Below are 14586 nucleotides of genomic sequence, written 5' to 3' on the forward strand. Positions count from 1 at the left end.
AAAGCTTCACTGAAAAAGTGGAGCTTTTTTTATACATTTAAAATGCATATACAAAAACAAATATGTTATAGTAACGCATTTATAAAAGCCTTGAAAAATCTAGGAGACTCAGCGATTTTTATGAGCTTTTCAAAAGACTTTTTCAGGTTAAATAAACAAAACAGCAGACTGTTTTTATGTCTGCTGCAAATGAATAAAGAACTAAAACTCAGGAATATATTTTAGCGTCCTTTGGAGGTGCTACTTGTGAACGCATACAACATTGACTGGTGGGGAAATAAGTATTTTGGAGTAAACAGCAAGGGTCACGTTGTTGTACATCCAAACCCAAATGAAACTGATACAGAAGTAGATCTTGCTGATCTGGTAAAAGAAAGAGCAAAGCTAGGACAGAGACTGCCTGCCTTATTCTGTTTCCCTCAGATTCTACAGAACAGACTTTTTGATATAAACAACGCTTTCAAGGAAGCCCAGGAAGAATACGGATATAAGGGCGGTTACAACCTAATCTATCCTATCAAGGTTAACCAGCATCGCAGAGTTCTAGAATCAATCACCAGCTGTTGTACAGAGTTTGAACCAATCGGTCTTGAAGCCGGTTCCAAGGCTGAGCTGATGGCCGTGCTTGCACATGCCGGCAGAAATCAGTCCATGATTGTATGTAACGGCTACAAGGATCGTGAATACATTCGTCTGGCCTTAGACGGTGAAAAAATGGGTCACCGTGTATTCCTGGTTATCGAAAAAATGTCTGAGCTCAAGATTGTGCTTGAGGAATCCGCCCGTCTTGATGTTATTCCAAGATTAGGTGTCCGTGCCCGTCTGGCTTCACAGGGTTCCGGCAAATGGCAGTCCTCAGGCGGCGAAAGCTCAAAGTTCGGACTGGCTGCCTCTCAGGTTCTGAAGCTGGTTGCTACTTTAAAAGAGCACGGAAAGATTGAATGGCTTCAGCTGCTGCACTTCCACTTAGGTTCACAGATGTCAAACATCCGTGATATCACCCGCGGTGTAAGAGAAAGCTCCAAGTTCTTCGTTGAACTGTCAAAGCTTGGCGTTAACATTAAATATTTCGATGTTGGCGGCGGTTTGGGTGTTGATTATGAAGGCACCCGTTCACAGACAGACTGCTCTGTAAACTACTCATTAAAGGAGTATGCAAACAACATCGTCTGGACCATCGGTGATGCCTGCCGTGAGAATAATCTTCCAGAGCCTAAGATCCTTACTGAATCAGGCCGTGCTCTGACCGTTTATCACGCTGTTCTGGTATCAAACGTAATCGGTATTGAGCGCAACGAATTCACTGTTCCAGAAAAACCTCTTCCAGAATCTCCACGTGCCTTGTTCAACCTGTTTGAAACCTGGGAGGAGATGCACAAGGATGTAATCAGACGTTCATTGCGTGAGTGGCTGCATGACTCTCAGTATGATCTGCAGGAAATCCACGAAGGCTATGTGTCAGGTGACGTTACCCTGCAGCAGAGAGCCAAGGCCGAGCAGATTTATATCTGCATCTGCAAGAAGATTCAGCAGGCTCTGGATCCAACCAACAAGTCTCACCGTGTACTGATTGATGAGCTTGATGAGCGTATGGCGGACAAGCTGTACCTGAATTTCTCCCTGTTCCAGTCTCTGCCTGATGCCTGGGGTATCGATCAGATCTTCCCGGTTCTGCCTTTAGAGAATCTGGATAAGCCACTTACCAGACGTGCTGTACTGCTGGATATCACCTGCGATTCTGACGGTGCCATCTCTCAGTATGTTGAAGGTGATGATATCTCCAACACCATGCCATTCCCAGAGTATGATGTGGACAATCCTCCTATGATCGGCTTCTTCATGGTTGGCGCATACCAGGAAATTCTTGGTAACATGCATAACCTGTTCGGCAACACCGAAGTTTATGATGTATATGCCTATGGAGATGGGAAAGTCAGTGTTTCTCTGTCAGATGAGGGAAGTACTGTTGCAGATATGTTACGATATGTACTGCTGGATCCATCCAAGCTGCTCAACGAATTCAGCAATGAGGTTTTAAGAAATCAGAATAATCTTGATGAAAAGACACAGCGCGCTTTCATCGAGGAATTTAAATCAGGTCTATATGGTTATACCTATCTAGAGGAAGACTAAATGCAGACATTAAATCACGAGAACGATATTTCACTGGTATCTAATGCCTTTGGATTTCTACGTACACCTTTAAACTTTGAGCCATACAGCAGTGATGCTGATGTGGTAATTACAGGTGTTCCTTTTGATATGGCTACCTCCGGCCGTGCAGGCACCCGCTTTGGACCAAATGCCATCAGACAGATTTCAACCCAGCTGGCATGGGAGCACTGTCGCTATCCATGGAAGTTCAACGTTCTGGATAAGCTGAACGTTGTTGACTGCGGAGATCTGGTTTATTCATTCGGTGACAACCAGGATATGGTAAACAAGCTGATAGCTCATGCAGACAAGCTACTTGCATCAGGTAAGAAGATGCTGACCTTCGGCGGTGATCATTTCATCACCCTGCCTCTTCTACGCGCTCATGCCAAGAAATACGGCAAGCTGTCACTAATTCATTTTGATGCTCACGCTGACACCTATTCAAACGGTTCAGATTTCGATCATGGCACCATGTTCTATCATGCTCCTAATGAAGATCTGATTGACGTCAAGAAGTCAGTTCAGGTTGGTATCCGTACTGAATTTGATGAGAAGGACGGTTTCCTGGTACTGGACGGTGCTGCTGCAAATGATATGTCTGTTGAGGATATTTCCCTTGCAATCCATGAGAGAGTTGGCGGTAGCAAGTGCTATATCAGTTTTGATATCGACTGTCTTGATCCTGCATACGCTCCTGGTACAGGTACTCCTGTAGTAGGAGGTATGAGCACCGACAAGATCATGAAGATTCTACGCGCTCTTAAAGATCTTGATATTGTGGGCATGGACATTGTTGAAGTTTCACCAGCTTACGATCATGGTGATATTACATCATTAGCTGCAGCTTCAATCGCACTTGAGATGCTGTACATGGAAGGCTACAAGAGAATGTAATCTTCACTCTCTTCCACGTTATGTGTAACTAAGAGTCATCAATAATCCTCAGCACCAGCTGGGGATTTATATTACAAACTTCCTCAAGATCCACCTAGATTACATAACTTATATTGTCTACTACAAAAGCTATCTGTTGTGTAATGTCTGTTTTTCTCCACACTGAAACATAACGCTGAGTATTTACCTGCAATTTTTCTTTCATTGAAAAAAGCTCAGATTTTCTCATATTAATGTGATTTTCAAAGCATTTTAAATATCAAAAGTAGTCATTAATTACTCAAAATCACAATTATCTACCATAGTTAAATTATGGGCATTCTTTTGTTAATGCTTGAAATATTTTTTTTTCGGGGAGTTGTGAATGAAAACTAATACCATTGACAAAAGTGAATCATGTGCTTTAGAAAATAAAAAGATGCAGAAAGTCTCAAATGACACTCTTTATAAAGAAATTAAACTGAAAAATTCTCCTCGAATAAAGCCTCTTGCCGTTGCTTTAAGTGTCGTTCTTTCATATTTTCCGTTTTCAAGTCAGGTTGACGCTCAAGGATTTACCTCTCCATGGATAGTAGGACCAACAGAGACTATATATCTTTACGGAGATAACCAGATTAACGTTTCTAATTTCTACGAAGGTGCAACTGCGATTATTTACGGCACTCTTGATTATACAAAAAGCACAAGTATTGAGACCAATATTTATGCCAACTTCAAATTAGGAATGCCTTATAATGACTTCAACAGCATAACAGTATACGGAAATCTTATAGGTAATAATGGGATTAGTGCTCTTTATGGAGTCTATGTAAATACTAATATAGTACAAGCAAACAATAATACCTTGTTTTTTAAAGCAGGAAGTACAGTAAAAAACGTTCGTGTTTACGGAGCAAAAATTGATAATAAAGGCACCCCTTATGCTGCAACTACTAATTACAACACAGTAATTATTGAGAAAGGAAGTAATTTTACGGGAAATAAAGATCTAGTTGGAGGATATGCAATTTCAGAAAATAATTCATCGGCCTCAAATAATAAAATTATTATTGGATCAGGTGTATTTACTGCCCGGATACGAGCCGGTTGGACAACAACAGCTTCAGCAACCAGTTCAGCAAGTATGTCAAACAATGAGGTATACCTGTATGGAGATGCTGATGTAAGTAGTGAAAATGCAAAAATATATGGAGGTATTGATACAAGTTATGTTGATCCAGATACCCACGTTAAAGATAAAGCAGGTTCCGTAATTGCAGGTAACACTCTAATCTTTGGCTATAACAACATGCCATGGGAGCCTTCAAACTATACGGTTGGCAGTGTAAATAATTTCTCGACCATTCGCCTGGATACAGTAACCTGGGGCAAAACTATTATCATCAATTCATTATCCAATTTCTCCACAGATTCACGTGAAACAAAGGTAGATACATCAAACGTAAGTTTTTCCGGAGTTCAAATGCTATCTCCAGGAGATAGCTATGATATGCTGACAGTTTCCAATAAAGATCCAGAAGCAAGTCTCGGTCTGACAACAGGTGAATCAAGTTTTACTTTCGGTACTGCCCTTGAAGGTTCAGGTACAGCAAAACTTTCAGGAAATACAGTTACCTATACCGTTAATAGTATCGAGGCTCAACCTCAGACACATACTGCTGCCATGGCAATGTCTGCTGCTGCAGTTGCTCTAAACCAGGGGGCGGATACAAGCTCAGCAGCCTCATCTAATCTTGCAAATTCAGGACTCACCGGAGTACAGGCATTCTCATCTGTAGGAGGAGGAATGGCTCGTGTTAACACCGGCTCTCACGTTAATGTGAATACCCTGAACTTTTCTGTTGGTGTAGGTAACAACATTCAAAATGACTTCGGTCTGCTTTCAGTAGGCGCTGCATTTGAAGCAGGCTTTGGAAAGTTCAAGAATCACTTTAATGCAGGTAAGGCAGATCCATACATCAAGAAAAACGGTGATATCAGCTATTACGGTGTCACTGTTTTATCAAATATGGCATTTGAGAATCTATGGCATGTAAACGGAGCTTTAAGATACGGTCGTATAAAAACCTCTCAGAATAGAGCTTTATACAATCTTTATACAGGTCAGGCCTACGACATTGACCTAAGTTCCTACTACATAGGAGCCGAATTAGGTGGCGGTAAGGTTATTAAACTTGATGATCTTAACGCTCTGGATTTGTACGGAAAGTATTTCTTCCTGCATCAGGATGGAAACACCTTTAACGCTAGCGGTAAATACGAGCTATCATCAGTGAACAGTCACCGTTTAAGACTTGCTGGCAGATACAGTCATAACTACACTCCAACAACAGTTCTATACACAGGTCTGGGTGCTGAATACGAGTTTGACGGCAAATCTGAACTAAAGATTGACGGAATTTGGGCAAAACCTTCCAAGATGGACGGTATCAGAGGATTCGGAGAACTGGGCGTTACTATTCAGCCATCATCAAATAAGGGACTTATTTTTGATTTGGGTATTAAAGGTCTGTTAGGTGATGGATTCAGAGGTGCATGGGCCAATGCAGAAATGAAATATCTGTTCTAATGGTTCAACGTCTATGCAAAAGCCAGACTACTATTTATATAGCAATCTGGCTTTTTTGTGTTTATTCGTCGTTTTCGACTTCTTCAATAGCCTCAAAAGGACAAACTGACTGGCAGGCTGCACAATCAGCGCACACTGAAGCTTCAATCTGAAAAGAGCCGTCATCCTGCTGTTCAATAGCTCCGCAAGGGCATATATCCTGGCATTCGCCACATTCTGAACAAACTTCTTTGTTAATTACAAACATCGGTTCCACCATATTGGTATGAATAATTCTTGTGGAGGCATATAATACTCTATATTTTTGATTTAAAAAAGGCTTATATATGGACGAGATTAGAGAGAATTTATCAAAAGTCCACCAGGAAATAATAACTTCATGCAGTAAATACGGCAGATCTGAAGAAAAAATCATTGCCGCATATAACTGCGGTGAACGTCATTTCGGTGAATCCTATGCAGTAGAAGCCAGCGAAAAAATCGCCCATCTTAAGGAACAGGGCTACAGGGATATAATCTGGCATTTCATCGGACCAATCCAGAAAAACAAAACCCGTCTTATCGCAGAGCATTTTGATATGGTGGAGAGTCTGGACCGAGCAATTGTGGCTACCCGCTTAAATGATCAGAGACCGGAAGGACTTCCTCCTCTTGAGGTTCTCATTCAGGTGAACATCTCTGATGAGGATCAGAAATCAGGCTGTGCAATCAGTGAAATCGACACCCTGATTGAAACCATACAGAAATGTCCGAAACTGAAGCTTAGAGGCTTTATGGGCGTGGGCATGGATACTCCTGATTTTGAGGTAATCGATAAAGAATTTTCTAAATTAAAGTCCTTATTTGATGAGTACTCAAAGAAACTTGAGGACTTTAATATCCTCTCCATCGGAATGACTCATGATCTGGATATTGCAGTAAAGAATCAAACCACCGAGGTTAGAATCGGTACAGCTATTTTTGGCGCAAGAGAATACAAGACAATGAACACAGACAATCAGAAAATCGCTTTCATCGGTGGAGGCAATATGTCCACCTGCATTTATGAAAGCATTATAGCCTCAGGCTTTAATCCACAGAATATCACCATATCAGGACCGCATCTTGAGAAACTAGAAAAATTCAAGGCAAAAGGCTCTGTTATCACCACCGACAATATTGAAGCTCTGAAGAATGCTGACACAGTGTTCCTCGGAGTAAAGCCTCAGATTCTGACCTCTGTTCTGGATGAACTGGCAGCTTCAGGTATTGCCTTAAACCACAAGCTGTTTGTGTCTATGGCGGCAGGCTACAAACTGAGATCAATTGAGAAAAAGCTTAATACCAGAAAGATCATCCGCATCATGCCTAATACTCCGGCAAAACTCGGCTTAGGTGTGATTGCTGTAGTTTATGACTCAGAAGTCAGCGACAATGAAAAGCAGCTGAGTGAAAAGATGCTTGAAAAAATGGGTACCTGCATTGTAGGTGATGAGGATAATCTTAATGTTATCGGAGCAGTTGCCGGCTGTGGTCCTGCTTTTGTGTACAGATTCATGGAAGCTTTAATCGCTGAAGCTGTAGCTCACGGTCTTTCTGAGGACAATGCAAGAAAAATTGTCGAGCAAACTGTTCTCGGATCAGCTAATATGTCACTTAAGAATCAGGACTGTACCTTAGCCTCACTGCGTGAAGCTGTAACCTCAAAGGGCGGTACTACCTACGCAGGTCTGTGCAAGATGACTGAGGGCAATTTTGAACAGATTATAAAGAATACTGTTCAGGCCAGTCTTGATAGAACATATGAATTTGAAAAGATGTTTTAAACGGAAAATAACATGCAATTAAATTTCTACATTATGCTTGCTGAAGCAGTAATCATACTGTTCGAGCTGCGTTCTTTAATGCAGAGTTCAGGTATTGACTACTACCATCCGGCAACTCAGCTGGTTGTAAAGCTGACCGAACCGGTAATGAAATTGTTACCTTTCAGAAACAGAAACATTAAAGGCTTTTACTATGCAGGATTTATTGTTGCCTTTGTACTGGCCCTTATGTTCTGGTTCGGACTGATTACAATATTCGGCGGTTCAGTAAATATTACCGCAATTATTATGTATGGTGCGCTAATGACTATTAAGAGTTTCGGATATCTGCTGCTGTTTCTGCTTTTAGCTCAGGCTCTATGCTCATGGCTTCCTGCCACCAGAGAATACAGCTTCATGTTCGGACAGCTGACCTACCCTATCGTAGCACCTGTGCAGAAGATTATTCCACCTATCGGAATGATTGATATCTCTCTGATGATTGTGATGATCGCTATCTTTGCTCTAAACAGACTGGCCTATTCAATATTTGGCATGAACTGGGCAATCCTATAAAAAAAATCTCCAGTCATATTTAGTGGCTGGAGACCTTCTTCAAACTTCTTTAACCGTTACTCAAGCGTAAACTCAGGAATCTCTTCCTCAATATTCTCATCAGCATCAATCTTAGGAAGTTCAACTTCTAATGAAGTAATCTTCTGATATCCGCGAGGAAGCATATCACCTACCTTGGTTCTGCTTCCAAGTCTTTCAAGAATTTCCTTATTATTCAGCTTGATAATCTTCTTGCCTGAATGAACAGTTAAGGAGGCACCTTCAGGGATAATCGCCATAGTAGCAAGGCCATCAGCGCCAATGGTTACCTTAGCGGTATTAAGTCCCATAAGCTTGTTACCCTTTCCAGATGAAAGCTCAGGAAGTTCATCCAGCTTGTAAATAAGCAGACGACCTGCCTTACTTGCAACAGCAAGCAGGTCTGTCTTCCTGTTGATAACCTCAACCGGAGGCAGAATTACTGCATCCTCATCAAGATTGATTAAAGCCTTACCAGCCTTTGCTCTTGTCTGCATATCAGTAGACAGAGTTATGAATCCTCTACCCTTGTCCGAGGCTACCACCAGATACTTGTCCTTGTGAGGGATCACCACGTGACAGGCTTTTTCACCTGGCTGGAAGTTTACCTTGGCAGACAGAGGCTCTCCCTGACCTCTGGCAGATGGGAGGTCTTTAATATCAACGCTGTAGGCACGACCAAGTGTGGAGATGAAGCAGGCCTGATCATTAGTCTTACCGGATGCCTTTGACAGGAACTTGTCTCCAGAACGGTAATTGAGAGATGAGGCATCAACGTCATGACCGGATGCGGCACGAACCCAGCCCATCTTTGAGAGAACAACTGTAACAGGAGTACTTGGAATAAGCTCCTCTTCCTTAATAGCTACAGCAGCCTCTCTCTGAACTACAGGACAGCGTCTCTCATCACCGTATAGTTTTGCATCTGCAAGAATTTCTTTTTTAAGGAAAGTCTTAAAACGAGCCTCTGAGCCTAACAGTGTCTCAAGATGTTTCTTTTCGTCGTTAAGCTTATCCATCTCAGCTTTAATCTTGAGTTCTTCAAGTCGGGCCAGCTGACGCAGTTTGGTCTCAAGAATATATTCAACCTGAGCTTCTGACAGGCCGAATCTCTCAATCAGCTTACTCTTAGGATCATCTTCATGGCGGATAATCTCAATTACCTCATCGATATTGAGAATAACCATCATGAAACCTTCTAAGAGATGCAGTCTCTTGTTTACAGCTTCAAGGCGGTGAGACAATCTCTTCTTAACAGTCTCGATTCTGAATACCAGCCACTCTTTAAGGATAGTCTTCAAATCCTTAACTGCAGGTTTACCATCAAGTCCCAGAATATTGATATTAACTCTGTAGGTGTTCTCAAGAGAGGTTACAGCATACAGATGCTCCATCAGCTCATCTATGTTCACACGGTTAGAGCGAGGTGTGATTACAATACGTATTGGATTGTTTCTGTCTGAGGCATTGGTAATATCAGAAACCAGAGGCAGTTTCTTCTTGCTCATCAGATCAGCAATCTGCTTTTCGATAGTTCCTACAGAAATCTGATAAGGAAGAGAGGTAATGATAATCTCATTCTTCTCGACAGTATAGACAGCACGCTGTCTGATTGTACCTCTGCCGGTCTCATAAATCTTTCTTAATTCCTCAGGGGAATTGGTAATCTCAGCAGCACAAGGATAATCTGGAGCAGGAACAAACTGCATCAGATCATCTACTGAAGCATCCGGCTTATCAATCAGATGAACCACGGCGTTGGCTATCTCATTCAGATTATGAGGTGGGATGTCGGTAGCCATGCCTACCGCAATACCGGTTGTACCGTTTAGAAGAATATTTGGCAGACGAGCCGGAAGATATTTAGGCTCATCCACAGTACCGTCAAAATTTGGAATCCACTCGACACAGCCGGTATTAAGATCCTGCAGCAGCACCTCTGAATAAGGAGCAAGTCTGGATTCGGTATAACGCATAGCAGCAAATGACTTAGGATCTTCCACATCACCCCAGTTTCCCTGGCCGTCGACCAGAGGATATCTGTAGGAGAATGGCTGAGCCATCAGCACCATGGCCTCATAACAGGCACTGTCGCCGTGAGGATGATACTTACCCAGAACTTCACCAACAGTTCTTGCTGACTTTACATGCTTTGCTTTAAAGTTGATGCCGAGCTTTGCCATGGCATACACAATTCGTCGCTGTACAGGTTTCATACCGTCAGCAACAGATGGCAGTGCACGATCTCTGATCACACTCATGGAGTAATTCAGATAGGCATTTTCAGCAAACTGCTGTAAAGGCATCAGTTCGATGCCCTCAAGGCTTAAATTTCGATTTTTTTCTTCTGACATCTAAATTTTTCTCACACAACAACGGGCGTTGCGTTTATAATTTATATATATAACAATTATATTTTAAAACAATACAGCAAATAATTTAAATTTTTTTGTGTACTTCGATTCATGGTATACGTTATGAGATATGTACGTTTTTTATCAGCTTTAGCACTTGTTGGCTGTATTTTTTCTGCATCTGCAAAGAATGTTCACGATATTCCAGATTCTCTTTTAGCTAGAGCCGTAAGCTCTTCTATTCCTTATGATGCTCAGTTCGATTACGGCAAACAGGGAAAATCAGCAGATTTTATAAATTCAATCTATCCTGATTATCAGTCATCAGCTTCATTAACCGGTAAGCCTACAGGAACAACTAATCTTGGATCAAACTCTACCAATACTGAGGCAGTTACGCATTCATCCACTTTCACCAATAAAATAGTTGATAGAGTGATAGTTAACAAGAGAGCCCATCAGATGATCCTGATGAAAGATGGACAGGAAGTCAGAAAATTCTGGATTGCCCTGTCAGACAGACCGGAAGGTAAAAAGATGTTTGAAGGTGACCGCAGAACACCTGAGGGAACCTATATTCTGGATTATGTAAAAAGACGTTCAAGTTTCTACAAAGCAATTCATATCTCTTATCCAAATGCACAGGATATTGAGAATGCTCGTAAATACGGCAGAAGACCTGGCGGCATGATCATGGTTCACGGTCAGCCAAATTCAAAGAGAGAGTATCATGACTCAATCCAGAGAACCAACTGGACCAACGGCTGTATCGCTCTTCTGAATCCTGACATGGATATCTTCCTGTCAATGGTAGATGAGGGAACTCCAATTACCATCAATCCTTAAGAAGGAAGCTATCTCTCTGACAAAGCCTGCTTCTATGCAGGTTTTGTTTTATGGAAGAGACCCATTCCACTTTTTTTATGATTCCATGTGAGAATTTTCATCTGAAGACTTAATCACCATAAAATCCTCGTCATTCTTTCCTGTAACCGCATTCTCAAAGGCAGAGATAATTCTGTTACTTTCTATAGTAAAAATAGTATAGGCAAATATGGCTGATATTATTGCAGAAATAAGAGGTATTCCCTTTCTTATTATCTGAGTTAAAGTATTGTTGGTAAGTTTTACACCAAGTGCTTTGCATACTTCTCTTATTAGCTGAGGCAGGAGCAGTTCCTGATGTTTCTGCAGCTGAGATATAAGCTGCTTCTTTGCCTGTTTGGCAACAAACTTAAAGGCCTTGTTCGCCTTGCTGACTCCAGCTCCAACTCCCAGAGCAATAATCATCATATCCCGAAATTCCTCTTCAGTCATACAAGGAGGAAAGCCGTAAATATAGGCTATTTTCTGAGAAAGAACAAAAGTATGATAAAAGAATTGAACAGTATCCACAGGAACAGCAACAAAAATAAAGATACCGCCTGGGACACCACAGGCAGCAGATAATGCCGATAATCCAGTCCTGTGGTGGCGTCTAATCTTCATGGCAAGAGTCTTCAGCTCTTCGGATGACAGGACTTCCAAAGGTGATGTTTTAATGGCCTGCTCTATCTGATCTGAAGTGCATCCTGCAGATAATAAAGCTTTTCGTAAAAAGCGTTCGCGATCGACCTTAACAAATGGAAGTTTGAAGGTTGCATTTAAAGCCTTTAAGAGAAACAGATCTCGTGTTCTTGGTTTAGTAGCAACTGTTTCAGTCATATACGCGACACTTTTTACAACTTGCTATATCAATAGATGAGCACCTTTAGTCATCTGGAAACCAGATTGCAGAAAGATTAGCATCATCATCTCGGTGCTCGTTAAAGAAGATTTCAACAGCTTTAATATCATTCTTTAAGGAACCCTCAGCAGCTACAAACTGAACCGTAGCACATAAGACCTGATCAGGCTCTCCGATATCAGGAGCAAACTCATCCCTTTCATCAGCATTTCTCAGCGAAATTTCCATGGAGTAGTCTTCATCTGTATCCAGTCTGTACAGCCTGTCATAGGCATCTTCGTCATTGATAGGAAGAGCATCTGAAGCTAGGATATGAAAAAGATCAAGTGCATAATCAACGTAATCGTTGAACTCGTCTTCTGTTAAAGCATTAATATCAATCATTTGAAACTAGTTCTCCGCCGGTACAGAATACTGCCTCTGATACATGGTGGAGGCTGTTCAGACAGCCTTTTTTGAAGCTCTTAGAAGCCTCATCCCACATATTCTCCTGAACATAGCAGTTCCTAACCTTTACAAGACAGATTCCTTTATCCTCGAACAGAGCCTTATCATTAAGCTCACACTCAAAGTATGCTAAAGCCCCCTTGATAACCGGGAACTTAAACAGCTCTGATTCCTCTGTATCAACGTTCTGCTCAACAAATTTATTAACAGAACAGTCTCTACCATGAATAGAACCTAGTTTAAGAATTTCTGAAATCTGATTAGAAGCAGGAACAGCTACAACAATCTTACTTCCGTTACGAATGTTCTCTGAAGTAGTATGCCCTTTGTCCAAAACAAGAATTAACTCGTCAGTATCAAAAGGACAATTCCAGGCAGCACTCATACCATTTGGAGTTCCATCCTTTGACTTGGTAAAAATACAAATCATAGGACCACCGGTAAAAGCTCTGTAAGCCAGGTTGGATTCAATCTTCTTATACATGTAATAATCCTTAGTTAGTTATTTATGTATATATAACAACTGAGAAAAGAATAGCACGAATTGAAATTAAGAGACTAGTGACAATTACAAAGATTACGAAACAAAGAAGAAATATTAAGAAAAATGAGAGGACAGATATAAAACAGCCGCATAAAAGATGCGGCCATTTGTAAATTACATTATTGAATCAAGCTCTGCTGGAGGCCAGTTCTCTAGGCGCATACCAAGAGATAAACCTCTCTCAGCAAGAACATCCTTGATCTCGGTAAGAGATTTTTTACCAAGATTTGGAGTCTTAAGAAGCTCAACTTCAGTCTTCTGTACAAGATCACCAATGTATTTAATGCCTTCAGTCTTTAAGCAGTTAGCTGAACGAACAGTTAACTCTAAATCCTCAACAGGACAGATCAGCTTAGGATCGATTAGAGGACGGAATGAAGCATCTTCAGCAGGTGCTACAGAATTTCTGATGTCAACGAATGAATTTAACTGATCAGCAAAAATAGTTGCAGCAATGCCAACTGCATTCTTTGGATCAATTGTTCCGTTGGTTTCGATGTCTAGTATTAACTGCTCTTTCTTGTCAGCTAGTGGTGCAGTGTGAACTGCAACATTTAATACTGGGCAGTAAGAAGCGTCAATCAGTAGACGACCAATAAATCTTTCTTCAGTGCCATCTACGTGTGGATGATTTACTGAAGGAACATATCCACGACCACGGGTTACGTGAAGGTGCATATTAAGTTCTTTGTTTTCTTCTGTCAGATGACAGATGATCTGCTCAGGATTTCTAATTTCGATGCCAGCAGGACACTGAATATCACCTGCAGTTACAGGGCCAATGCCTTTCTTTCTAATATGAAGAACTGGTTCATCTCTTAGCATTCCTTCAGCAGCTACAGCAACTTCTTTTAGATTTAAAAGAATAAGAAGAATATCTTCTTGTATGCCTTCTACTGCACTGTATTCATGCACTACACCATCAATTTCAACTGCGGTGATGGCATATCCAGGAATAGAGGACAGCATAATACGACGGAGTGCTGTGCCTACACATCTTTTATGTTTGGCTTAATAGAATCAATGATCTGATCCAAGGTCTCACCCTCGTTTTTAAGTACAGTTAGTAAGCTAGAAAATCTAAATGGGCGCAGTTAGACAGCGCCCATCAGGATTTTTATTCAGCTGCAGATGAATCTTTTGACTCTTCAGCAACTTCTGGGCGGTCAGTTAGCATGATGTAAGCAACTGGTGCTCTATCACATGCACGTAAACCAGCCTTTAAGATACGGGTGTAGCCGCCGTTACGGTTAGCAGATAGCTTACCGATAACAGTGAAAAGCTTAGCTACAACTGCATCGTCACGAAGACGAGCAAAAGCTAAACGACGGTTAGCAACAGTATCAACCTTAGCTAGAGTGATTAATGGCTCAACGAAGCGACGTAGTTCCTTAGCCTTAGGAACAGTGGTCTTGATTACTTCGTAAGTGATTAATGCCTTAGCTAGGTTACGGTACAGAGCAGCACGATGTGCTGAAGTACGACCTAAATGACGGCCACTTAAACGATGACGCATT

General features: G+C 41.4%; 12 protein-coding genes and 1 pseudogene. 6 read left to right on the top strand and 7 right to left on the bottom strand.

What is annotated here, in order from left to right; all coding sequences use genetic code 11:
* Window positions 1–246: 246 nt before the first annotated feature.
* The 3 genes from speA to QZU45_RS04675 all read left to right on the top strand — a co-directional run bounded on the left by speA (window position 247) and on the right by QZU45_RS04675 (window position 5620).
* Window positions 247–2133, top strand: coding sequence for a biosynthetic arginine decarboxylase (gene speA / locus QZU45_RS04665; protein ID WP_295352237.1), 1887 nt, complete (start codon window positions 247–249; stop codon window positions 2131–2133).
* On the top strand, window positions 2134–3051 hold the full coding sequence (gene speB, locus QZU45_RS04670) for an agmatinase (protein WP_295352240.1): 918 nt from the start codon (window positions 2134–2136) through the stop codon (window positions 3049–3051).
* Window positions 3052–3415: 364 nt separating this feature from the next.
* Window positions 3416–5620 carry an autotransporter outer membrane beta-barrel domain-containing protein gene (locus QZU45_RS04675; RefSeq protein WP_295352243.1) on the top strand — a complete coding sequence of 735 codons (2205 nt, stop codon included), beginning with the start codon at window positions 3416–3418 and terminating at the stop codon, window positions 5618–5620.
* A gap of 61 nt (window positions 5621–5681) precedes the next feature.
* Here QZU45_RS04675 and QZU45_RS04680 read toward each other — a convergent pair whose 3' ends face one another.
* Window positions 5682–5867 (bottom strand): 4Fe-4S binding protein, encoded by a 186-nt coding sequence (locus QZU45_RS04680; protein WP_074943257.1) that lies wholly within the window; start codon window positions 5865–5867, stop codon window positions 5682–5684.
* Between the two features lie 79 nt (window positions 5868–5946).
* Between QZU45_RS04680 and proC the strand changes: the two genes are divergently transcribed.
* Window positions 5947–7425, top strand: coding sequence for a pyrroline-5-carboxylate reductase (gene proC, locus QZU45_RS04685; RefSeq protein WP_295352248.1), 1479 nt, complete (start codon window positions 5947–5949; stop codon window positions 7423–7425).
* 12 nt (window positions 7426–7437) lie between these two features.
* Window positions 7438–7980: a YggT family protein gene (locus QZU45_RS04690; RefSeq protein WP_074841244.1), complete on the top strand. Its 543-nt coding sequence runs from the start codon at window positions 7438–7440 to the stop codon at window positions 7978–7980.
* A gap of 56 nt (window positions 7981–8036) precedes the next feature.
* Here the strand turns inward: QZU45_RS04690 and parC are convergent, their stop codons facing one another.
* On the bottom strand, window positions 8037–10352 hold the full coding sequence (gene parC, locus QZU45_RS04695; protein ID WP_295352251.1) for a DNA topoisomerase IV subunit A: 2316 nt from the start codon (window positions 10350–10352) through the stop codon (window positions 8037–8039).
* A 123-nt stretch (window positions 10353–10475) separates the two neighbouring features.
* Between parC and QZU45_RS04700 the strand changes: the two genes are divergently transcribed.
* Entirely contained in the window at window positions 10476–11198 is a 723-nt protein-coding gene (locus QZU45_RS04700; RefSeq protein WP_295352254.1) for a L,D-transpeptidase family protein, read from the top strand.
* Between the two features lie 75 nt (window positions 11199–11273).
* Here the strand turns inward: QZU45_RS04700 and QZU45_RS04705 are convergent, their stop codons facing one another.
* The 5 genes and pseudogenes from QZU45_RS04705 to rplQ all read right to left on the bottom strand — a co-directional run bounded on the left by QZU45_RS04705 (window position 11274) and on the right by rplQ (window position 14585).
* Window positions 11274–12056, bottom strand: coding sequence for a hypothetical protein (locus QZU45_RS04705; RefSeq protein WP_295352256.1), 783 nt, complete (start codon window positions 12054–12056; stop codon window positions 11274–11276).
* A 46-nt stretch (window positions 12057–12102) separates the two neighbouring features.
* Entirely contained in the window at window positions 12103–12462 is a 360-nt protein-coding gene (locus QZU45_RS04710) for a hypothetical protein (protein WP_295352259.1), read from the bottom strand.
* Window positions 12455–13009: a flavin reductase gene (locus QZU45_RS04715; RefSeq protein ID WP_295352261.1), complete on the bottom strand. Its 555-nt coding sequence runs from the start codon at window positions 13007–13009 to the stop codon at window positions 12455–12457. Before QZU45_RS04715 ends, QZU45_RS04710 begins: the two co-directional genes overlap by 8 nt.
* A gap of 174 nt (window positions 13010–13183) precedes the next feature.
* Window positions 13184–14062, bottom strand: a pseudogene (rpoA, locus tag QZU45_RS04720) (DNA-directed RNA polymerase subunit alpha); the annotation flags it as partial.
* A gap of 124 nt (window positions 14063–14186) precedes the next feature.
* Entirely contained in the window at window positions 14187–14585 is a 399-nt protein-coding gene (gene rplQ / locus QZU45_RS04725; protein ID WP_031490551.1) for a 50S ribosomal protein L17, read from the bottom strand.
* Window position 14586: the final 1 nt, after the last annotated feature.

Origin of the sequence: uncultured Succinivibrio sp. (genome assembly GCF_902756765.1) — a bacterium.
Classification (GTDB): domain Bacteria; phylum Pseudomonadota; class Gammaproteobacteria; order Enterobacterales; family Succinivibrionaceae; genus Succinivibrio.

What these genes read in the sequence shown, in the direction of transcription:
- QZU45_RS04690 (WP_074841244.1), top strand. Translation starts at nt 7,438, where the DNA reads ATGCAATTAAATTTCTACATTATGCTTGCTGAAGCAGTAATCATACTG.
- parC (WP_295352251.1), bottom strand. Translation starts at nt 10,352, where the DNA reads ATGTCAGAAGAAAAAAATCGAAATTTAAGCCTTGAGGGCATCGAACTG.
- proC (WP_295352248.1), top strand. Translation starts at nt 5,947, where the DNA reads ATGGACGAGATTAGAGAGAATTTATCAAAAGTCCACCAGGAAATAATA.
- rplQ (WP_031490551.1), bottom strand. Translation starts at nt 14,585, where the DNA reads ATGCGTCATCGTTTAAGTGGCCGTCATTTAGGTCGTACTTCAGCACAT.
- QZU45_RS04675 (WP_295352243.1), top strand. Translation starts at nt 3,416, where the DNA reads ATGAAAACTAATACCATTGACAAAAGTGAATCATGTGCTTTAGAAAAT.
- speB (WP_295352240.1), top strand. Translation starts at nt 2,134, where the DNA reads ATGCAGACATTAAATCACGAGAACGATATTTCACTGGTATCTAATGCC.
- QZU45_RS04705 (WP_295352256.1), bottom strand. Translation starts at nt 12,056, where the DNA reads ATGACTGAAACAGTTGCTACTAAACCAAGAACACGAGATCTGTTTCTC.
- QZU45_RS04715 (WP_295352261.1), bottom strand. Translation starts at nt 13,009, where the DNA reads ATGTATAAGAAGATTGAATCCAACCTGGCTTACAGAGCTTTTACCGGT.
- QZU45_RS04710 (WP_295352259.1), bottom strand. Translation starts at nt 12,462, where the DNA reads ATGATTGATATTAATGCTTTAACAGAAGACGAGTTCAACGATTACGTT.
- QZU45_RS04700 (WP_295352254.1), top strand. Translation starts at nt 10,476, where the DNA reads ATGAGATATGTACGTTTTTTATCAGCTTTAGCACTTGTTGGCTGTATT.
- QZU45_RS04680 (WP_074943257.1), bottom strand. Translation starts at nt 5,867, where the DNA reads ATGTTTGTAATTAACAAAGAAGTTTGTTCAGAATGTGGCGAATGCCAG.